21 protein-coding genes are annotated in these 20447 nt (G+C 73.9%); 14 read left to right on the top strand and 7 right to left on the bottom strand.

Annotation, left to right across the window (positions count from 1 at the left end; all coding sequences use genetic code 11):
- Positions 1-487 precede the first annotated feature (487 nt).
- The gene (gene tyrS / locus V6U82_RS17480; RefSeq protein ID WP_128136846.1) at positions 488-1771 is read right to left on the bottom strand and encodes a tyrosine--tRNA ligase; all 1284 of its coding nucleotides are present in this window, start codon (positions 1769-1771) and stop codon (positions 488-490) included.
- 108 nt (positions 1772-1879) lie between these two features.
- Here tyrS and V6U82_RS17485 point away from each other — a divergent pair, with 108 nt between their 5' ends.
- The 4 genes from V6U82_RS17485 to V6U82_RS17500 all read left to right on the top strand — a co-directional run bounded on the left by V6U82_RS17485 (position 1880) and on the right by V6U82_RS17500 (position 4242).
- Positions 1880-2263 carry a PaaI family thioesterase gene (locus V6U82_RS17485; RefSeq protein ID WP_175438812.1) on the top strand — a complete coding sequence of 128 codons (384 nt, stop codon included), beginning with the start codon at positions 1880-1882 and terminating at the stop codon, positions 2261-2263.
- A gap of 71 nt (positions 2264-2334) precedes the next feature.
- On the top strand, positions 2335-3561 hold the full coding sequence (locus tag V6U82_RS17490; RefSeq protein ID WP_334462461.1) for an NRAMP family divalent metal transporter: 1227 nt from the start codon (positions 2335-2337) through the stop codon (positions 3559-3561).
- Positions 3558-3938: a hypothetical protein gene (locus V6U82_RS17495; protein WP_128136840.1), complete on the top strand. Its 381-nt coding sequence runs from the start codon at positions 3558-3560 to the stop codon at positions 3936-3938. The genes V6U82_RS17490 and V6U82_RS17495 overlap by 4 nt, the downstream gene beginning before the upstream one ends.
- Positions 3925-4242, top strand: coding sequence for a PRC-barrel domain containing protein (locus V6U82_RS17500; protein WP_334462463.1), 318 nt, complete (start codon positions 3925-3927; stop codon positions 4240-4242). The genes V6U82_RS17495 and V6U82_RS17500 overlap by 14 nt, the downstream gene beginning before the upstream one ends.
- Before the next feature lie 49 nt (positions 4243-4291).
- On the opposite strand, the gene V6U82_RS17505 is transcribed toward V6U82_RS17500, so the two are convergent.
- From V6U82_RS17505 to V6U82_RS17515, 3 genes are all read right to left on the bottom strand, one after another.
- Complete coding sequence (locus V6U82_RS17505; protein WP_128136841.1) at positions 4292-5647, bottom strand: hemolysin family protein; 1356 nt, start codon at positions 5645-5647, stop codon at positions 4292-4294.
- 145 nt (positions 5648-5792) lie between these two features.
- Entirely contained in the window at positions 5793-6419 is a 627-nt protein-coding gene (locus tag V6U82_RS17510; protein WP_334462465.1) for a hypothetical protein, read from the bottom strand.
- Between the two features lie 9 nt (positions 6420-6428).
- Complete coding sequence (locus tag V6U82_RS17515) at positions 6429-6932, bottom strand: GNAT family N-acetyltransferase (protein WP_128139040.1); 504 nt, start codon at positions 6930-6932, stop codon at positions 6429-6431.
- Between the two features lie 133 nt (positions 6933-7065).
- Between V6U82_RS17515 and ppdK the strand changes: the two genes are divergently transcribed.
- From ppdK to V6U82_RS17545, 6 genes are all read left to right on the top strand, one after another.
- Complete coding sequence (gene ppdK / locus V6U82_RS17520) at positions 7066-9726, top strand: pyruvate, phosphate dikinase (protein WP_334462468.1); 2661 nt, start codon at positions 7066-7068, stop codon at positions 9724-9726.
- 12 nt (positions 9727-9738) lie between these two features.
- Positions 9739-10182: a hypothetical protein gene (locus V6U82_RS17525; protein WP_334462470.1), complete on the top strand. Its 444-nt coding sequence runs from the start codon at positions 9739-9741 to the stop codon at positions 10180-10182.
- A gap of 168 nt (positions 10183-10350) precedes the next feature.
- On the top strand, positions 10351-11361 hold the full coding sequence (adhP, locus tag V6U82_RS17530) for an alcohol dehydrogenase AdhP (protein WP_334462472.1): 1011 nt from the start codon (positions 10351-10353) through the stop codon (positions 11359-11361).
- A 64-nt stretch (positions 11362-11425) separates the two neighbouring features.
- Complete coding sequence (gene pflB, locus V6U82_RS17535) at positions 11426-13669, top strand: formate C-acetyltransferase (protein ID WP_334462473.1); 2244 nt, start codon at positions 11426-11428, stop codon at positions 13667-13669.
- A complete protein-coding gene (gene pflA, locus V6U82_RS17540) occupies positions 13666-14448 on the top strand; it encodes a pyruvate formate-lyase-activating protein (protein ID WP_334462474.1) in 783 nt (260 codons plus the stop codon). The genes pflB and pflA overlap by 4 nt, the downstream gene beginning before the upstream one ends.
- Positions 14449-14481: 33 nt before the next feature.
- Positions 14482-14766: a hypothetical protein gene (locus tag V6U82_RS17545; protein ID WP_334462476.1), complete on the top strand. Its 285-nt coding sequence runs from the start codon at positions 14482-14484 to the stop codon at positions 14764-14766.
- Between the two features lie 3 nt (positions 14767-14769).
- Here V6U82_RS17545 and V6U82_RS17550 read toward each other — a convergent pair whose 3' ends face one another.
- Positions 14770-15240 carry a cyclic nucleotide-binding domain-containing protein gene (locus tag V6U82_RS17550; protein ID WP_120570470.1) on the bottom strand — a complete coding sequence of 157 codons (471 nt, stop codon included), beginning with the start codon at positions 15238-15240 and terminating at the stop codon, positions 14770-14772.
- A gap of 157 nt (positions 15241-15397) precedes the next feature.
- Here V6U82_RS17550 and V6U82_RS17555 point away from each other — a divergent pair, with 157 nt between their 5' ends.
- Positions 15398-16306, top strand: coding sequence for a universal stress protein (locus tag V6U82_RS17555; RefSeq protein ID WP_334462480.1), 909 nt, complete (start codon positions 15398-15400; stop codon positions 16304-16306).
- A gap of 70 nt (positions 16307-16376) precedes the next feature.
- Positions 16377-17261: a universal stress protein gene (locus tag V6U82_RS17560; RefSeq protein ID WP_334462482.1), complete on the top strand. Its 885-nt coding sequence runs from the start codon at positions 16377-16379 to the stop codon at positions 17259-17261.
- Positions 17262-17307: 46 nt separating this feature from the next.
- On the opposite strand, the gene V6U82_RS17565 is transcribed toward V6U82_RS17560, so the two are convergent.
- Both V6U82_RS17565 and V6U82_RS17570 read right to left on the bottom strand, forming a co-directional pair.
- Positions 17308-17934 carry a CE1759 family FMN reductase gene (locus V6U82_RS17565; protein WP_334462483.1) on the bottom strand — a complete coding sequence of 209 codons (627 nt, stop codon included), beginning with the start codon at positions 17932-17934 and terminating at the stop codon, positions 17308-17310.
- The gene (locus V6U82_RS17570) at positions 17931-19031 is read right to left on the bottom strand and encodes an LLM class flavin-dependent oxidoreductase (RefSeq protein WP_334462484.1); all 1101 of its coding nucleotides are present in this window, start codon (positions 19029-19031) and stop codon (positions 17931-17933) included. The genes V6U82_RS17565 and V6U82_RS17570 overlap by 4 nt, the downstream gene beginning before the upstream one ends.
- Positions 19032-19169: 138 nt before the next feature.
- On the opposite strand from V6U82_RS17570, the gene V6U82_RS17575 reads away from it, so the two are divergent.
- Together V6U82_RS17575 and V6U82_RS17580 are read left to right on the top strand one after the other, a co-directional pair.
- A complete protein-coding gene (locus V6U82_RS17575; protein WP_334462485.1) occupies positions 19170-19808 on the top strand; it encodes a DNA-3-methyladenine glycosylase in 639 nt (212 codons plus the stop codon).
- Between the two features lie 155 nt (positions 19809-19963).
- Positions 19964-20389: a hypothetical protein gene (locus tag V6U82_RS17580; protein ID WP_013285554.1), complete on the top strand. Its 426-nt coding sequence runs from the start codon at positions 19964-19966 to the stop codon at positions 20387-20389.
- Positions 20390-20447: the final 58 nt, after the last annotated feature.

Raw genomic sequence — 20447 nt, forward strand, 5'->3', positions numbered from 1 at the left:
CCTGTTGAGTTCTCAAAGAACAACCACACACCAACCAGAAGCCCCACATCCGCGGAACCCCCGACCGGGGCATTTCGTTCAGCTGCCCACCGCTCTCGCGCCAGGCACTTTTACTACGTTACCCGGTGGTTTCTGCCGTGTCAAACCGGTGTTTCCCGGTTTGTCGTGCATCACCCTTTACCGGGCACCCCGATTCCACCGGCTTCCGCCGGTCGTTCCGAGGAATTCGGTAGGCCGGCCGCCCGCGGTTTCCCGCTGGCTCGTCCGTTTCCCTACCGGCCGACAACCTTACCCGGTCGGTTCCGCCTCGCCAAATCCGCCTCCCGGCGAATCCGGGGCACCACCCGGTTCTCAGGTCCTGCGCTCCGGCCTTCAGGGCTTCCGCCCTGTTTCGTCCGTTCCGCGCTGGCAGAGAGAAAGTTACGCGCCCAGCGGAGTGATCGTCAAATCCGCTGGGCGCGTCCCGCGTCACACAGTCGACAGGCGGCTATCCGCGCAGCTCGACGCCCGCGAACGAGCGCTTCCCCCGGCGCAGCACGAGGTACCGGCCGTGCAGCAGGTCGTCCGCCGAGACGGTGGCGTCCACCTCGGAGATCCGGGTGTTGTTGACGTACGCGCCGCCCTCGGCGATCACCCGCCGTGCCTCCTTCATGCTCGGCACCAGACCCGACTCCTTGAGCAGGCCGGCCACGTCCGGCAGCTCGTCGAGGTGCACCAGACCCGCCTCCGTGAGCGCCGCGCGCAGCGTCTCCGGGGCCAACTCGTCGAGCGAGCCCCGGCCGAACAGCGCCTGACTCGCGGCCACCGCCTGGGCCATCTCCCGCTCGCCGTGCACGAGCGTGGTCAGCTCCTCGGCCAGCGCCCGCTGGGCCAGGCGCGCCTGCGGCCGTTCCGCGGTGGCCTTCTCCAGCTCCTCCAGCTCCTCCCGGGAGCGGAAGCTGAAGTAGCGCAGGTAGCGGCTGACGTCCCGGTCGTCGGCGTTGACCCAGAACTGGTAGAACGCGTACGGGCTGGTCATCTGCGGGTCGAGCCAGACCGTACCGGTCTCGCTCTTGCCGAACTTGGTGCCGTCGGCCTTGGTCACCAGCGGCGTGGTGAACGCCTCCACCGGCCCGGCGCCGCGCCGCCGGATGTAGTCCACCCCGGCGGTGATGTTGCCCCACTGGTCGGAGCCGCCGTACTGGAGCCGGCAGCCGTGCCGGCGGTGCAGCTCGAAGTAGTCGTTGGCCTGGAGGAGCTGGTAGCTGAACTCGGTGTAGCTGATGCCCGTCTCCAGCCGCGCCCTGACCACCTCGCGGGCGAGCATCTTGTTCACCGGGAAGTGCTTGCCGACGTCGCGGAGGAACTCGACCACCGACATCTCGCCGGTCCAGTCCAGGTTGTTGACGAGTTGCGCCGCGTTCTCCCCGGAGTACGTGACGAACGGCGAGAGCTGCTCGCGGATGCGCTCCACCCAGCCGGCGATCACCTCGGGCGGGTTCAGCGTCCGTTCCGCGCTCTCCTTCGGGTCGCCGATCTGCCCGGTGGCGCCACCGACCAGCAGCAGCGGCCGGTGACCGGCCTGCTGGAGCCGGCGGGCCATGACGACCTGCATCAGGTTGCCGATGTGCAGGCTCGGCGCGGTGGGGTCGAAGCCCACGTAGAAGGTGGTGCTCCCGCCGTCGAGCAGCTCGCGCAGCTCGTCGAGGCCGGTCGAGTCCTGGATCAGGCCCCGCCACAGCAGGTCTTCGGTCAGGGAGTCCCGCCCCTGCGGGAGGTTGCTGTCGGTCACGGTCACCGATTCTCCCCCATTGCCCGGCCCGGCCCGTACCGGGTTTGCCGACGTGGCGGCGACTAGGCTGGCGGCGCCCGTCGAACGCGAGGAGGAACCGCGGTGGACATGCCGAACCTGACCGGTGGCTTCGTGGCCCTGCTGGGCCTGACGTTCGACGAGGTCAGCGGGGACCGGGTGGTGATCCGCTGGAAGGTCCGCCCGGAGCTGCACCAGCCGTACGGGATCCAGCACGGCGGCGTCTACTGCTCGGTGGTGGAGACGGCGGCGAGCATCGGCGGTGCGCTCTGGCTGGGCGACAAGGGCAACGTCGTCGGGGTGTCGAACCAGACCGACTTCCTGCGCGCGGTGCGTGACGGCGAGCTGACCGCTGTCGGCACGCCCGTGCACCGGGGCCGCAGCCAGCAGCTCTGGCTGGTGGAGATCACCGACGCCGACGGGCGGCTGGTGGCCCGCGGTCAGGTGCGGCTCCAGAACCTCACCGCCGCCTGACGCATTCGCCCGAAACCGGGCGCTGACGCCGATATCGTCGCCTCGGTGAGATCGTCCGCTCCCGGCCCGACGTGAGGAAGCTGTTCGCCGCCACGCTCGGCGTGCTGTCGGCGGTCGGCGGCTTCGTCGACATCGGTGACCTGGTGGCGGCCAGTCAGGCCGGCGCGCTGTTCGGCATGGCTCACACCTGGGTGCTGCTGGCCGGGGTGGTCGGCATCTGCGCGTACGCGGAAATGGCCGGCCGGATCGCGGCGGTGAGCGGGCGGGCGGTGTTCGACCTGGTCCGGGAGCGGCTCGGGCCGCGCGTGGCGCTGCTCAACCTGGTCGCGTCGTGGCTGGTCACCGTCGTCACGCTCGCCGCGGAGCTGGGTGGGGTGGCGCTGGCGCTGCAGCTGGCGACCCGGCTGAGCCACCTGTTCTGGGTGCCGCTCGCCGCGCTGGCCGTCTGGCTGGTGCTGTGGCGGCTGCGGTTCGAGTTGATGGAGCGGATCTTCGGCCTGGCCGGGCTGTCGCTGCTGGTGTTCGCGGTCGCGCTGGTGGCGCTGCCGACCGACTGGCCGGAACTCGGGCAGGGCGTGTGGCAGGTCGGCACGGCCGGGCACGGCTGGCCGCTGTACTGGTTCGTGGCGGTGGCGCTGTTCGCCTCGACGGTCAGCCCGTACGAGGTGTTCTTCTTCTCCTCCGGCGGCGTCGAGGAGCGGTGGAGCGCGGCGGACCTGGCGCGGGCCCGCTCGAACGTGCTGATCGGCTTCCCGGTGGGCGGGTTCCTGGCGTTGTCGCTGATCGCCGTGGCGACGGTGGCCTACCACCCGTCCGAGGCGTCGTTGAGCACGCTGGACGAGGTGGCGCGGCCGGTGGCCACGGCGCTCGGCGGTGCCGGCCTGGCCGCCGCGGTGCTGGCGTTCTTCGCGGTGACGTTCGGCGCGGCGCTGGAGACCGGGCTGTCGGCGGCGTACGCGGCGGCGCAGTACTTCGGGTGGCAGTGGGGCAAACGGGTCCGCCCCCGGGAGGCGGCCCGGTTCCACAGCGTGCTGCTCGTCGGTCTGCTGCTCGGTGTGGTGATGCTGATGACGACCGTGGACCCGGTGCGGCTGACCGAGTACATGCTGGTGCTGAGCGCGGTGGTGCTGCCGCTGACGTACCTGCCGATCCTGGTCGTCGCCAACGACCGCGGGTATCTCGGCGACCGGGTCAACGGGCGGTGGACGAACCTGCTCGGCGCGGTGTTCCTGCTGCTCATCGTGGCGGCCTCGGTGGCGGCGATCCCACTGGCGATCATGACGGGGATGGGGCGATGAGGGTTCAGCTCGCCAAGCGGCTGCTCGACCGGCAGATCGTCGACGTGGACGGGCTCCTGGTCGGGCGCGTCGACGACATCGCGTTCGCGGTCGACGACGAGGGATTCCCGTACGTGGACGCCCTGCTCACCGGGCAGGGCGCGCTCGGCGAGCGGATCGGCGGGCGGGTCGGGCGGCTGCTCGTGGCGGTGGCGGACCGGTTCACCGACGACCCGCCGGTGCCGCCGTTGCGCGTACCGCTGTCCGAGGTCGCCCGCGTGGACAGTGCGGTGCGGCTGCGCTGCCCGGCGGCGGACCTGCCGCCGTCACCGGTGGAGGCGTGGCTGCGCCGGCACCTGATCGAGCGGATCCCGGGATCCGGCCGTGCGAGCGGGTGAGCTGCTCGGCCGCACCGCGTACGACCTGCACGGGCGGCGGCTGGGCCGGGTGGTGGACGTGGTGGTGCGCGGCGGGTGGCCGCCGGACCGGCTGCGGATCACCGACGTGATCGTCGCCGGGCACTGGTGGACCCGGGTGATCAGCCGGTTGATCGGCCCGGAGCTGCACCCCTCCGGGCCGTGGCTACTGCGGATCATCGCCCGGCTGGTCGGGCGGAGCACCCGTCAGCTGCCCGCCGACGCGGTGCAGTTGCTCCCGCCGGTGCCCGGTTTCCCGTTCGGCCCGCCCGCCGGGCACCGCTGAGCCGAGCCCCGCTGAGCCGGACTCCGGCGAACCGAGCGCCGGGCGCCGGTCAGCGGCGGGCGTCGTCCAGTTCCGGAGCGTCGGCCGGGTCGGCGGCGTCGTCTGTGGTGTCGCCGTCCGGGGAGCCGTCGTGGCGGCCGCGGCGGCGGACGTGCACCTCGGTGATGGCCCGCTGGTCGACGTCGGCCACCGACAGCTCCCAGCCGTCCACGGTCACCTGCTCCCCCGCCACGGTCGGGATGTGCCCGAGGCAGATCAGCACCAGCCCGGCGACTGTGGTGTAGTCGCCCGCGGGCCGGTTCGGCAATTCCACGCCGAGGTCGGTCAGGTCGTGCACCGGGAACGTGCCGGGCAGCACCAGCGTGCCGTCGGCCTCGGTGCGCACGGCGCGCAGGTCCCGGTCGGTCTCGTCGTAGATCTCGCCGACGATCTCCTCCAGGATGTCCTCCAGCGTCACGATTCCGTCGACCGCGCCGCGCTCGTCGACCACGAGCGCGATGTGCTGGCGTTCGGCCTTGAACTGGCGCAGCGCGTCGACCACCGGCAGCGAGTCGGGCAGCAGCATCGGCGGGCGGGCGATCTCGTCGACCGGCCGGTCGTCGGAGACGCCGACCAGGTCCCGCAGGTGGATGACGCCCACCGCCTCGTCCAGGCCGCCGTGGCGCACCACCGGCGCCCGGGAGTGGCCGGTCGCCGCGAGGACGAGCCGGGCGGCCTCCGCGGTGGTGCCGCTGTCGAGCGTGAAGACCTGCAACCGGGGTACGAGCACCGCCCGCAACTGCCGGTCGGCGATCTCCACCGCACCGGCGATGATCGTGCGCTGTTCCTTGGTGAAGCCGTGGTTGCCTGCCACGATGTCACGCAGCTCGTCCGGGCCGATCTCGTCCGGCTCGGCCTTCGGGTCCAGGCCGAACAGGCGCACCACCAGGTCGGTGGTCGCGCCCAGCAACCAGACGGCGGGCCGGGTGATGCTGGACAGCACGTCCAGCGGGCGGGCCACCAGCAGCGCCCACCGCTCGGCCGACTGCATGGCGATCCGCTTCGGGGCCAGCTCGCCGAAGACGAGCGTGACGAACGTGAGCACCAGCGTGACCGCGACGATGGCGACGGTCTCGGCGGCGTTGCCGAACGCGCTGAGCAGCGGCACGAGCGGCCGGGCCAGGGACACCGCGGCGGCGGCGGAGGCGAGGAACCCGGCGAGCGTGATGCCGATCTGGATCGTGGCCAGGAAGCGGTTCGGGTCCTTCGCGAGGCGGGCGAGGGTCCGTCCGCCGCGGCTGCTGCGCTCCAGCCGCTGCACCTGGCTGTCGCGCAGTGACACCAGGGCCATCTCGCTGCCGGCGAACGCCGCGTTGAGGATCACCAGCACACCGACCAAAGCAAGCTGGCTCCAGTAGCTCTGCACGACCGGTTATCTCCCTCGGCCCGATCCGGGTCGGCCGATGGCCGACTCGCCGGCCGGCAGATCCGGTCGGCGTGGCCCCTCTGTTGCCCCGCGGGACCGCCGCCGAATCATGACCGGCCCCGGCGTGGCCCGCCGGCGCCGGGTCTCAGGCCGGTACGGGCAGGTCGAGCACGTACGCGCCGCCCTCGGGGCGGAAACCGAGCCGGTGGTAGTAGGGGGCGATCATGCCGGGCGGGCTGACCACCCGGCGGAAACCCCGGTCGGTGAACAGTCGGCTGCGCCGGTAGACGAACTCCCCCGGCGTGAAGTCGCGGAACGGCGGGGTCACGTAGTCCAGGTCGACCTGGGCCACCCCGCCCGGTTCGGCGTGCGAGAGCATCACACCGACCACCTCGTCGGCGCGTACCACCAGGAACGCCGAGCGGTCGGCGGCGGCCGGATCCCAGTGGAAGCCCGGGTTGAACCGGGCGATGTCGGCGGCGTGCACCCGCAGCGTGTGCGCCAGGAACGCGTCGCCGGTGCCCACCTCGACCACCTGGTAGGTCTGCTCGTCGTGCCGGGTGGCCAGCAGCTTGCGCAGGTACCACACGTTGATCACGGCGAGCACGACGTTCAGCCCGACCATCGGCCAGACCTGCACGGCGGTGTTGTAGCCGATCAGGATGAGGCAGCCGACCAGGTTGAGCGCCCGCAGCCGCAGGATCCGGGTCTGCAGCAGCGACCAGACCAGCAGCGCGGAGCCGGCCCAGCCGACGAGTTCCAGCCAGTTCACCCAGGGAGACTAGCGGTCTGCCTGGTCAGACCCCTCGGCGGGCAGCTCCAGCACGTACTCCTCGACCTCGGTGCCGCGCGCCGGGGCGTACCCCGAGTCCTCGCCGACCACGACGAAGCCGCACTTGCGCAGCACCGCGAGCGAGGCGGCGTTGTCCTTGGCGGCGCGGGCGTGCAGCGGCCGGTGCGGCACCTCGCGCAGCAGCGCGCGCAGCGCGGCGGTGGCGTGGCCGCGCCCCCAGTGCGCCGCGTCGATCCAGTAGCTGACCTCGGTCTGCTCGCCGACCGGGAACGCCGCCACCCGCCCGACCAGCCGGCCGTCGACGGTGACGGCGCGGTTCACGATCCGCTCGTCGGCGCGGATGCGGGTCCAGTGCGCGTCGAACGCGGCCCGGTCGGACGGGTCCTTCGGGCCGAACGCGGCCATCCAGTTCGCCTGCGGATCCTGCTCGTGGGCGAAGAAGGCGGGCAGGTCGTCGTCGCGCACCGGGCGGAGCAGCACCTCGTTGGTCACGGCCGGAACGATACGGGCACCCCCCGACACGGTCGGGACCTCCGGCCCGGTGTGTGTCCCGTCCGGCCCTGCCGCGCCGCCGGCCGGCCCGGTTACCAAGGAGGTGGAACGACGCAGTCGAGGAGGCCGGACCATGTCGAAGTACGTCTACGACTTCATCGAGGGTGACCGCAGCCGGGCCGACCTGCTCGGCGGCAAGGGCGCGAACCTCGCCGAGATGACCCGGCTCGGGTTGCCGGTGCCGCCCGGGTTCACCGTCACCACCGACGCGTGCCGGGCGTACCTGGCCACCGGCGCTCCGCCGGACGGCCTGTACGAGGAGATCAACGCGCATCTGCGGGAGGTGGAGGCGCGGCTGGACCGGTGGCTGGGCGACCCGCGTGACCCGCTGCTGCTGGCGGTGCGCTCCGGCGGGCGGTACTCGATGCCGGGGATGATGGAGACGATCCTCGACATCGGGCTCAACGACACCACGGTGGCCGGGCTGGCCGCCCGCACCGGCGACGAGCGGTTCGCGTGGGACTCGTACCGGCGGCTGATCCAGATGTTCGGCCGGACCGTGCACGGCATCCCGGCCGAGGAGTTCGAGCACGAGCTGGCCGCGCTGCGGGCCACCGCCGGGCCGGACGGGCCGGGCGCCGGGCAGTTGCGCGACCTGGTCGAGACGTACAAGAAGATCTTCGCCCGGCACGTCGGGCACGACTTCCCGCAGGCCCCGCACGAGCAGCTGTTCCTGGCCGTGCGCGCGGTGTTCGAGTCCTGGCACTCGGAGCGGGCCCGGATCTACCGGCGGCAGGAGCGCATCCCGGACGACCTGGGCACCGCCGTCAACGTGATGGCGATGGTGTTCGGCAACCTCGGCCCGGACTCCGGCACCGGGGTCGCGTTCACCCGCGACCCGGCCACCGGCGCCCCCGGCGTGTACGGCGACTACCTGACCGACGCGCAGGGCGAGGACGTGGTGGCGGGCATCCGCAACACGGTGCCGCTGACCGAGCTGGCGGAGCTGGACCCGGCGAGCTTCCACCGGCTGCGGGAGATCATGGCGACGCTGGAGCGGCACTACCGCGACCTGTGCGACGTCGAGTTCACCATCGAGCGCGGCCGGCTGTGGATGCTCCAGACGCGGGTCGGCAAGCGCACCGCGGCGGCGGCGTTCGTGATCGCCGCGCAGCTCGCCGAGGAGGGCCTGATCACGGCCGACGAGGCGCTGACCCGGGTCACCGGGGCGCAGCTCGCCCACCTCATGTTCCCGGCCTTCGACGCCGCCGGCGCGCCCGAGCCGCTCGCGGTCGGCGTCGGCGCCTCGCCCGGCGCCGCGGTCGGGCGGGTGGTGTTCGACTCCGCCGCCGCGGCGGCGGCCGACGGGCCGGTGATCCTGGTCCGGCCGGAGACCAACCCGGACGACCTGCCCGGCATGATCGCCGCGACCGGGGTGCTGACGTCGCGCGGCGGGAAGACCTCGCACGCCGCGGTGGTGGCCCGGGGCATGGGCCGGACCTGCGTGTGCGGGGCCGAGGCGCTGCGCATCGACGTCGAGCGCGGCGAGTTCGCCGTGGGCGATCGGGTGGTCCGCGCCGGCGACCTGATCTCGATCGACGGCACCAGCGGGCGGATCTGGCTCGGCGAGGTGCCGGTGCAGCCGTCCCCGGTGGCCCGATACCTGACCGGCGAGCTGCGGCCGGAGGCCGACCCGCTGGTCGCCGCCGTGCACCGGCTGCTCGGGCACGCCGACGCGGTGCGCACGCTCGGCGTCCGCGCCAACGCGGACACCCCGGACGACGCCCGCCGGGCCCGCGAGCTGGGCGCCGCCGGGATCGGGCTGTGCCGCACCGAGCACATGTTCCTCGGCGAGCGCCGCGAACTGGTCGAGCGGCTGATCCTGGCCGACGGCCCGGCCGAGGTGGGCGCGGCGCTGGACGAGCTGCTGCCGTTGCAGCGGGCCGACTTCCTCGGGCTGCTCACCGCGATGGACGGGCTGCCGGTCACGGTCCGGCTGCTCGACCCGCCGCTGCACGAGTTCCTGCCTCCGCTGGCCGAGCTGACCGCCCGGGTGGCGGGCGCGCAGGCGCGGGGCGAGGAGCCGGGCCACGACGGCGTGCTGCTGGCTGCGGTGCGCCGGATGCACGAGACGAACCCGATGCTGGGGCTGCGGGGCGTACGGCTCGGGCTGGTGGTGCCGGGCCTGTTCGGGATGCAGGTGCGGGCGCTGGCCGAGGCGGCCGCGCAGCGGGTCCGGGCCGGCGGCGACCCGCGCCCGGAGATCATGGTGCCGCTGGTCGGTGACGTGCGGGAACTCGCCGCGGTGGCGGACGAGGCGCGGCGGGTGCTGGCCGAGGTGCCGGACGCACCGGAGATCCCGGTCGGCACCATGGTCGAGACGCCCCGGGCGGCGCTGACGGCCGGGGAGATCGCGGCCGAGGCGCGGTTCTTCTCCTTCGGCACCAACGACCTGACGCAGATGACCTGGGCGTTCTCCCGGGACGACGTGGAGGGGGCGTTCTTCTCCACGTACCTGGAACGGGGCATCTTCCCGGTGTCGCCGTTCGAGAGCATCGACGCCACCGGGGTGGGCCGGCTGGTCCGCCTCGCCGTCGCCGAGGGGCGGGCGGCCCGGCCGGACCTGACCGTCGGGGTCTGCGGTGAGCACGGCGGCGACCCGGACTCGATCGGGTTCTTCGCCGCGGCCGGGCTCGACTACGTCTCCTGCTCGCCGTACCGGGTGCCGGTGGCGCGGCTGGCCGCCGGCCGCGCCGCGGTCGAGGCCCGTACCGAGAAGTCCGACTCCCGCTAGGAGGGCAGCGTCATGACCGCCATCTTCAACCCGACCGGACCGGCTGTCGCGCCGGTCCCCCGCCCGGCGCCGCCGAAGGCCGCGACGCCCGCCCCCGCCCCGGCCGGACCGGTCGGCCCGGTGCTGGAGCTGCCGGGGGACGCCGCGCTGGTGCCGGTGAACCGCGACGGCCGCCCGGTCGGAGTGTTCGTCGCGGCCGGCGGCCGGGTCCGCTACCGGCGCGTGGTCGAACCCGACCAGCTCGTCGCCGCCGCCACCGGCGCGTTCGCGGTGGCCGCGTTCACCGCCGCCGTGGCGGTGTGGTCGCGGCGCCGCCCGCCGTCGGTCGGCACCGTCACCATGGGGCCGGGCGGCTGGGTCAGCCTGCGCGGCGTGCCGGCGCCGCGGCTGCGCCCGGACGACCGGCCCTGGTGGGCGCGCCTGCTGCGGGCCCGCCGACTGGTCGTCGACCGCTGACCACCCACGGGGGTACGGCCGCCGGTACGTCACCGGCGGCCGTACCCCCGTTCCCCCGCCCGCCCGGGAGGGGCCGTTGGTCCCGGGTCACCGCGGTCCTGCGCCCCTGCCCGGCAGCGCCCGGACCGACGACGCTGAGGGTGAGAACGAGACCGAGGGAGGCCCCCGATGCGCGCCAGTGTCGTCACCGCGTTCGACCGTCCGATGGAGATCACCGAGCGTCCCGTGCCGGAGGTCGGCCCGGGCGAGATCCTGGTCCGCATCGAAGCCAGCGGACTCTGCCACACCGACATCCACGCCGCCCGCGGCGAGTGGCCGGTGAAGCCCACCCCGCCGTTCGTGCCCGGTCACGAGGGCGTCGGCCTGGTCGAGAAGGTCGGCCCCGGCGTCACCGAGCACGCCGTCGGCGACCGGGTCGCGCTGCCCTGGCTCGGCTGGGCCTGCGGCACCTGCGCGTACTGCGTGACCGGCTGGGAGACGCTGTGCGAGTCGCAGCGCAACACCGGCTACAGCATCGACGGCGCGCACGCCGAGTACGCGGTCGCCGCCGCCCGCTACGCGGTACGCGTGCCCGACGACGTGGACCCGTTCGAGGCCGCGCCGCTGACCTGCGCGGGCGTCACCACGTACAAGGCGGTCAAGGTCGCCGGGGTACGGCCGGGTGAGCGGGTCGCGATCTTCGGCATCGGCGGCCTGGGCCACCTCGCCCAGCAGTACGCGCAGATCTTCGGCGCCGAGACGGTCGCGGTGGACGTGACCGCCGAGAAGCTGGAGCTGGCCACGTCCCTGGGCGCGGCGCACACGGTCGACGCCGCCACCACCGACCCGGTCGAGCGGATCACCGCGCTGGGCGGCGTGGACGTGGCGATCGTGCTGGCCGCGAGCCCTCGGGTGATCGAGCAGGCCCACCGCTCGCTGCGCCGCGGCGGCCGGCTGGTGCTGGTGTCGCTGCCCGCCGACAACGCGATCACCCTGCCCGTCTTCGAGACGGTGCTCAAGGGCATCACGGTGCTCGGCTCGATCGTCGGAACCCGCGCCGACCTGGCCGAGGTCTTCGCGCTGCACGCCGCCGGCCGCACCCGGGTCGTCTACGAGACCCGCAAGCTCGACGACATCAACGACGCGGTGGACGACGTCCTCGCCGGCCGGGTCGCCGCCCGGCTCGTGCTCCAGCCCTGACCCCCGCCCCGGTCCCCGCACCCGCGGGGACCGGGCCACCGCCGACGCCCGGAGAGGGACCGACATGACCGCCACCGAACCCCTGGCCCCCTGGCGCGGATTCCACGCCGGAGCGTGGCAGGAGACGATCGACGTGGCCGACTTCGTCCGCCACAACCACGAGCCGTACACCGGGGACGCGTCGTTCCTCGCCGGGCCGACGCCGCGCACGCTCGCGGTGTGGGACCGGCTGCGGGAGATGTTTCCGGAGGAGCGGCGGCGCGGCGTGTACGACGTCGACGCCGCCACCCCGTCGACCATCACCTCGCACGCCCCGGGCTACATCGACCGGGAGCGGGAGCTGATCGTCGGGTTGCAGACCGACGCGCCGCTGCGGCGGGCGATCATGCCGGCCGGCGGGCTGCGGATGGTGGAGACGGCGCTGCGCGCGTACGGGCGCGAACCGGACCCGCGCGTGCACGAGATCTTCACCCGGTACCGGCGTACGCACAACGACGCGGTCTTCGACGCGTACCCGGAGCGGGTGCTCGCGGCGCGGCGCTCGCACGTCATCACCGGGCTGCCCGACGCGTACGGGCGCGGGCGGATCATCGGCGACTACCGGCGGGTGGCGCTGTACGGCGTGGACCGGCTGGTCGAGGAGCGCCGCGCGCTCAAGGCGGCGCTGGACGAGCGGCGCAGCACCGACGACGTGATCCGTGACCGGGAGGAGTTGGCCGAGCAGATCCGCGCGCTCGGTGAGCTGAGGGAGATGGCCGCCTCGTACGGCTTCGACATCTCCCGCCCGGCGGCCACCGGCGCGCAGGCGGTCCAGTGGCTCTACTTCGCCTACCTGGCGGCCACGAAGGAGCAGAACGGCGCCGCGATGTCGCTGGGCCGCACCGCCGGGTTCGTCGACGCGTACCTGCGGCGGGACATCGCCGAGGGGCGGCTGGACGAGAGCGGCGCGCAGGAGCTGATCGACGACTTCGTGATCAAGCTGCGGATCGTCCGCTTCCTGCGCACCCCCGAGTACGACCAGCTGTTCTCCGGCGACCCCACCTGGGTCACCGAGTCGCTCGGCGGGATGGGGGCGGACGGTCGGCCGCTGGTCACCCGTACCGCGTTCCGCTACCTCCAGACGCTCTACAACCTCGGCCCGGCGCCGGAGCCGAACCTCACGGTGCTCTGGTCGCCGCGCCTGCCCGAGGGGTTCAAGCGGTTCTGCGCCCAGGTGTCGCTGGACACCAGCGCCATCCAGTACGAGAACGACGAGCTGATCCGCCCCGCGTACGACGACGACACCGCGATCGCCTGCTGCGTGTCCGCCATGCGGGTCGGGCGGGACATGCAGTTCTTCGGCGCCCGGGCGAACCTGGCGAAGGCGCTGCTGTACGCGATCAACGGCGGCCGGGACGAGCTGACCGGCACCCAGGTGGCACCGCCGGCCGCGCCGGTCGGCGGCGAGACGCTCGACTACGACGAGGTGCTGGCCGCGTACGACCGGACGCTGGACTGGCTCGCCGAGACGTACGTGGACGCGCTGAACGTGATCCACCACCAGCACGACAGGTACGCCTACGAGCGGCTGGAGATGGCGCTGCACGACCACCCGGTGCGCCGGTTCATGGCCACCGGCATCGCCGGCCTGTCGGTCGCCGTGGACAGCCTGTCCGCCATCCGGTACGGCCGGGTGAAGGTGCTGCGGGACTCCACCGGCCTGGCCGTCGACTTCGCGGTCGAGGGCGAGTTCCCGACGTACGGCAACGACGACGACCGGGCCGACGAGATCGCGGTGTGGCTGGTCGAGGCGTTCGCGGAGAAGCTGCGCCGGCAGCGCACGTACCGCGACGCGGAGCTGACCATGTCGGTGCTGACCATCACCTCGAACGTGGTGTACGGCAAGCACACCGGCAACACGCCGGACGGCCGGCGCGCCGGTGAGCCGTTCGCGCCGGGGGCGAATCCGATGAACGGGCGGGACACGCACGGCCTGGTCGCCTCGGCGCTGTCGGTGGCGAAGCTGCCGTACGACGCGGCCCGTGACGGCATCTCGCTGACCGGCACGGTCACGCCGGACGGCCTGGGCCACACCCGCGACGAGCGGATCGCGAACCTGGCCGGGGTGCTCGACGGCTACGCCGACGCCGGCGGGTTCCACCTCAACGTCAACGTGCTGGACCGGGCCACGCTGCTGGACGCGATGGCGCACCCGGAGCGGTACCCGCAGCTCACCGTCCGGGTGTCCGGGTACGCGGTGAACTTCGTCCGGCTCACGCCGGAGCAGCAGCGCGACGTGGTGTCCCGGACCTTCCACGGGTCGCTGTGACCGGCCGCCCGCCCGCGCCGCCGCAGGCGACTGCGGCGGCGCCGGGTGCCGTCACGGGCGCGGTGCACTCGTGGGACACCTCGGTCGGGGTGGACGGGCCGGGCACCCGGTTCGTGGTCTTCCTGGCGGGCTGCCCGCTGCGCTGCCGCTACTGCCACAGCCCGGACACCTGGTACGGCCGCAGCGGCCGACGCCGCACGGTGGACGAGATGGTCACGCTCGCCGGCCGGTACCGCCGGTTCATCCAGGTCGCCGGCGGCGGCGTCACTGTGAGCGGCGGGGAGCCGCTGCTGCAACCGGCGTTCACCGGCGAGCTGCTGCGCCGCTGCCACGACCTCGGCCTGCACACCGCGCTGGACACCTCCGGCTTCCTCGGCGTCCGCGCCGACGACGCGCTGCTGGACGCCACCGACCTGGTGCTGCTCGACGTCAAGGCGGGCAACCCGCAGACGTACCGCCGGGTCACCGGCACCGGCCGGCTCGCGCCGACGCTGCGCTTCGCGCAACGGCTGGCCGACCGGGGTACGCCGATCTGGATCCGGTACGTGCTGGTGCCCGGCCTGACCGACGCGGTCGACGAGGTGGAACGGGTGGCCGACGTCGCCGCCGGGCTGGCCACGGTGCAGCGCGTGGAGGTGCTGCCGTTCCACCGGCTCGGCGCGCACAAGTACGCCGAGCTGGGGCTGACCTTCCCGCTGGCGGACACCGAGCCGCCTGGTGCCGCCCTGCTGACCCGGGTGCGCGGCCAGTTCGCCGCCCGCGGCCTCACCGTCACCTGAGCGGCACGCCGCACGGCGCACTACGATCGGCGTATGTCTTTTCTGCGCCCGGCCGCCCGTGTCCGCGCCCTGACCGCGACGGGCGCGCAGGCCACCGGGGCGCGGGCCGTCGGCGCGCAGGCCACCGGCGCGGGCGCGACCGGTGCGCGAGCGCTGGGCGCGACCGCGATCGGCGCGCTGGCCTTCGGCGCGTTCGCGCTCGGCGCGGTGGCGGTGGGCTCGCTCGTGGTCGGCCGGCTCGCCGTGCGCCGCGCGGTGATCCGCGAGCTGCGCATCGGCCGGCTCGAGGTGGACGAGCTGGTCGTCCGCGACCGCTGAGCTCTAGCTGGCCGCCGCCGTCGGGTAGCCGTAGAGGTCGAGCAGCCGCACCCGGGACGCCTGGAGCCGGTCCACCACCACGCTCATGAACCGGGTGGTGAGCTGACGGCCGAGCGTGTCGTCGGACTCCATCAGCCGGCGTACCCCGTCCGCGTCGAGTTCGACAGCGGTGCTGCGCTGGGTGGCGACCGCGCCGAACTGCCAGCGGTACGGCGGGAACAGCCAGGACCAGCCGAGCACCCCGCCCGGCCCGATCGTCTCGATGCCCACGTCGCCGCGGCCCGGCACCGGGAAGTCGAGCGCCACCTGGCCGCCGCGGACCAGCCAGAACCGGTCGGCCTGCTGGCCGGCGCGGAACAGCCGGTGCCCGGGGTGCCAGACCACCGGACGGGCGTAACCGGTGAGCCGGGGCAGCCACTCGTCGGGCAGCCCGGCCAGGAACGGGTGGACGCGGAGCATCTCCAGCGGGGTCATCGCGCCTCCAGGGTCGACAGGAGGGAGCACTGGTCCCATTCCACCCCGCCGTCGCCTCGGCCGGTAGGGGCCGATGGTCCCGGCCGGGCCGGGCGGATCGCCTCTGCCCAGGTGGAAGCCGTCGGCGCAGGCTGAGGGGGAACCGAAGGAGGACGTGATGACCGACAGAACCGGTGCCCCCGTCGTGGTGGGTGTGGACGGCTCCCCGTCCGCGCTGGACGCGGTACGGCTGGCCGCACGCGAGGCGGTGCTGCGGCACCGGCCGCTGCGGGTGGTCAACGCCTTCCTGTGGCCGCTGGTCGGCACGCCGCTGGGCATGGTCGCCCCGGTGCTGCCCGACGTCGAGCTGCGGCAGGAGGCGGAGAAGCTGGTCGAGGAGGCGGTGGACGAGGCCCGCAAGGTCGACGCGGACCTGGCGGTCACCGGCGCGGTGGTCGACGGCGGGCCGGTCGCGGTGCTGCTGCGGGAGAGCCGCGAGGCCGCGCTGCTCGTGCTGGGCCACCGAGGACTGGGCGGCTTCGCCGAACTCCTCGTCGGCTCCGCCGCGGTGCAGCTCTCCGCCCGCGCGGACTGCCCGGTGCTCGTGGCCCGGGGTGAGGCCCGCGCCGACGGCCCGGTGGTGGTCGGCGTGGACGGCTCGGCGCTGTCGGACGAGGCGGTCGGCTTCGCGTTCGCCGAGGCCGCGGCGCGCGGCGCCGAACTGGTCGTGGTGCACACCTGGCTCTACCCGCAGCCGGTGACCTACCGGGAGGCGTTCGGCGACGTCGTGCCGCTGGCGTACGACCCGCAGGAGCTGCGCGCCGACGAGCAGCGGGTGCTGGCCGAGGCGGTCGCCGGATGGTCCGAGCGCTACCCGGAGGTGACGGTACGGCCGAAGCTGGTCGCCGCCGCCACCCCGGCCCGGGTGCTCGTCGAGGAGTCCGTCGGCGCGCAGCTGACGGTGGTCGGCGCGCACGGGCGCGGTAGCCTCGGTGCGCTGCTGCTCGGCTCGGTCAGCCACGCCGTGCTGCACCACTGCCACAGCCCGCTGGCCGTCGTCCGGCACCGGGGCGACCGGACCCACTGAGCCGGTTCCCCGGCCCGGGCCGGGCCGGTACCGCCACAATGGCCTGAACCGACCGGAGGGAAAGCACCAGATGAACCGACCCGTCGTGGCGGGAGTGGACGGATCGCCGTCCAGCCTGGCCGCCGCCGACCTGGCCGCCGCGACCGCCGTCGCCCGTTCCCGGCCGCTGCTGCTGGTGCACGGCTACCTGCACCCGCTCGGCTACGGCGTGCCGCTCAACCCGTACGACCTGGGGGTGCCGGCGCCCACCGCGGAGTCGGAGAAGATGCTGGAGTCGGTCGCCGCCGACCTGACCGAGCGGCACCCGGGGCTGCGGGTGCAGGTGCGCCAGGTCGCCGGCGGCCCGGGCGCCACGATGGTCGAGGAGTCCCGCCGCGCCGAGCTGGTCGTGGTGGGCAGCCGGGGCGTGGGCGGTTTCGCCGGCCTGCTGCTCGGCTCGGTCAGCGGGCAGCTCGCGCAGCACGGGCACTGCCCGGTGCTGATCGTCCGGCCCGAGGAGCAGCCGATCCCGGTGGACGGTCCGGTGCTGGTCGGCGTGGACGGTTCCGACTCGGCCGCGTACGCGATCGAGCTGGCGGCGGACGAGGCCGAGCGGCGCGACGCGGAGCTGGTGCTGATGCACGTCCGGTCGCCGGAACGCGGCGCGGTGGCGCCGGAGGTCGCGGCCGAGGCGTCCACCGCCGAGCGGGCCGAGGCGGCCGGGCTGCTGGCCGAGGCCGCGGACCGGGTCCGGACGGCGCACCCCGGCCTGCGGGTGACGGAGCGGTCGGTGACCGCCGCCTCGCCGGAGACCGCGCTCCGGGATGCCAGCGGCGAGGCGTCGCTCGTGGTGGTCGGTTCCCGGGGCCGGGGCGGCTTCGCCGGGCTGCTGCTCGGCTCGGTCAGCCAGGCGCTGGTGCAGCACTCCCACTGCCCGGTGCTCGTCGCCCACCGGCCCGAGCCGGCCGACGACTGACGCTCCGTGCGGCTGGCGGCCCCGCTCGGGCCGGCCCGCCCCGGCGTCAGGACGGGTCGCGGCGGGCGAGCAGGTCGGCGAAGTCGGTGGTGAGCGCGAACGGGTCGGCCGGGCCGGTCGCCGGCGGACGGCGGTCCACCTGCTCGGCCAGCTCGGCCCCGGCCCGGCGGATCCGGGACCGCAGCGCGCTGTCGCCGTCGTCGCCGGCCCAGTCCTCGGGCGCGGCGAACACCGCCGTGGGCAGCGTCGCCGCCCGCAGGTACGTGAACATCGGCCGGACCGCGTGCTCCAGGGCCAGCGAGTGCCGGGCGGTGCCGCCGGTCGCCCCGAGCAGCACCGGCTTACCGGCCAGCGCGTCCCGGTCGACCACGTCGAAGAACGACTTGAACAGTCCGTTGTACGACGCGTTGAAGATCGGCGTCACCGCGATCAGTCCGTCGGCGCCCGCCACCTCGTCGAGCGTCCGCCGCAACGCGGCCGGCGCGAAGCCGGTGAGCAGGTGGTTCACCACGTCGTGGGCGTGCTCGCGCAGCTCGACCACGCGCAGCTCCACTGTCGCGCCGCGGCCGGCCAGCTCGTCGCGGGCGGCCGCGGCGAGCTGGTCGGCGAGCAGGCGGGTGGACGACGGCTGAGCGAGCCCGGCCGAGACGACCGCCAGGGTACGGCTGGTCATCGCTGCTCCCCGGCGGCCGGGGCGGCGTCGCGGGCGGCCAGCAGGCTCGCGTGGGTGGGCGCCTCGGGCACGTGCGCGGGACGCAGCGAGTCGAACTCCTTGCGCAGCACCGGGACCACCTCCTCGCCCAGCAGGTCGAGCTGCTCCAGCACGGTCTTCAGCGGCAGTCCGGCGTGGTCCATGAGGAACAGCTGCCGCTGGTAGTCGCCGACGTACTCGCGGAAGCCCAGCGTGCGGTCGATGACCTGCTGCGGGCTGCCCACGGTCAGCGGCGTCTCGCGGGTGAACTCCTCCAGCGACGGGCCGTGCCCGTAGACCGGGGCGTTGTCGAAGTAGGGGCGGAACTCGCGTACCGCGTCCTGGGAGTTGCGGCGCATGAACACCTGCCCGCCGAGGCCGACGATGGCCTGGTCCGGCGAGCCGTGGCCGTAGTGCGCGAACCGCTCCCGGTAGAGGCCGACCATCCGCTGGGTGTGCTCCTTGGGCCAGAAGATGTGGTTGGCGAAGAAGCCGTCACCGTAGTACGCGGCCTGCTCGGCGATCTCGGGGCTGCGGATCGAGCCGTGCCAGACGAACGGCGGTACGCCGTCGAGCGGGCGCGGTGTCGAGGTGAACGACTGCAGCGGCGTACGGAACCGGCCCTTCCAGTCGACCACGTCCTCCCGCCACAGCCGGTGCAGCAGGTCGTAGTTCTCGATGGCCAGCGGGATGCCGTTGCGGATGTCCTGTCCGAACCAGGGGTAGACCGGGCCGGTGTTGCCGCGGCCCATCATCAGGTCCACCCGGCCGTCGGCCAGGTGCTGGAGCATCGCGTAGTCCTCGGCGATCTTCACCGGGTCGTTCGTGGTGATCAGCGTGGTCGAGGTCGACAGCAGCAGCCGTTCGGTGCGCGCGGCGATCCAGCCGAGCATGGTGGTCGGCGACGACGGCACGAACGGCGGGTTGTGGTGCTCGCCGGTGGCGAAGACGTCCAGGCCGACCTCCTCGGCCTTGAGCGCGATGGCGGTCATGGCCTTGATCCGCTCACGCTCGGACGGCAGCCGCCCGTTCGTGGGGTCGACGGTGACGTCACCGACGGTGAAGACTCCGAACTGCATGACCAGCTCCTCGCGTGGGGTCCGGACCGGTCGCCCGGGATCGCTCCTCACAACATATTTGACGAGTCAACTATTCCGGTTGCCGCCCGCCCCGGCGTGGCCCGGATCACGCGCCACCCACCGACTACCCTTGCCGCGATGACGTACCCCTGGCTCGACGCACCGGCCGCCCAGATCGCCGACACCGCGCGGACGCTGCTGGGCTGGACCGTGTCGGCCGGCGGCGTCACCGTCCGGCTCACCGAGGTCGAGGCGTACGCGGGCACCGGCGAGGACCCGGCGTCGCACGCCCACCGCGGGCCGACGCCGCGCAACAGGGTCATGTTCGGGCCCGCCGGGCACGTGTACGTGTACTTCGTGTTCGGCATGCACTGGTGCGCGAACATCGTCTGCGGTCGCGACGGCGAGGCGGCGGCGGTGCTGCTGCGCGCGGGCGAGGTGGTCGACGGCGTCGAGATCGCCCGCGAGCGCCGGCCGCGCGCGACCGACCGGGAGCTGGCCCGCGGGCCGGCCCGGCTGGTCACCGCGCTCGGGCTCGGGCGGGAGGCGAACGGCACCTCGGCGATCGACGGCAGCGGCCCGCTGCTGCTGACGCCACCGGCGAGCCCGGTCGATCCGGCGCGGATCGTCGCCGGGCCGCGCGTCGGGGTGGCCGCCGCGCACGACCTGCCGTGGCGGTTCTGGCTGGCGGACGAGCCGAGCGTCAGCGTCTACCGGCGGCACGTCCCACGCCGCCGGCCCGGCCCGGCCGCCTCGGTGCGGAACTCACCGGCCTGAATCGGCCGTTCCGGGCAACCCGGAACACCCCGCGGCGCGTCTGTGGTGGCATGACGCGCCGACTCTTCACCACATGTTGAGGGCACGGTGTTTTACACGAAGGGCTTTCAACGGGGTGTTGACAACAGGCCATTCTTGGGTGTGGGATGGACGGCATGGTCACCGTGGACAACGACCCGTTCACCGCTCCGGATGCTGCCCAGGCCCGGGCCCACCGCAACTACGCGGCGCTGCTGCGGATCGCCGAGCGGCACGCCGGCACCAACTCCCGCCGCAGGCGTTATGCCCACCCCGACGTGCCCGACGCCTACGAGGCGGCCACGCTGGTGATGGCGCTCGCCGGTGGCGCCGAGCTGGACGAGGGCGAGGAGCCCGTCGACCAGGCCGACCTGATGGCGGCGCTGACGCTGATCCCGCACGTGCGGGCCGAGGTGGACGCGCTGGAGGCCGGCCTGCTGCAGGTGGCCCGCGGCCGGGGCATGACCTGGCAGGCGATCGCCTTCGGGCTGGGGCTGGGCAGCGCCCAGGCGGCCCGGCAGCGCTACGAGCGGCTCACCGTCCGCACCGGCACCGGCGACTGACCGGCGGCCGGGCGACGCGGGCTGTCACAGCGGCGGGCGAGACTGTGCCGCACGACGG

The organism is Micromonospora sp. CPCC 205554 (assembly GCF_036902745.1).
Lineage (GTDB): Bacteria > Actinomycetota > Actinomycetes > Mycobacteriales > Micromonosporaceae > Micromonospora > Micromonospora tulbaghiae.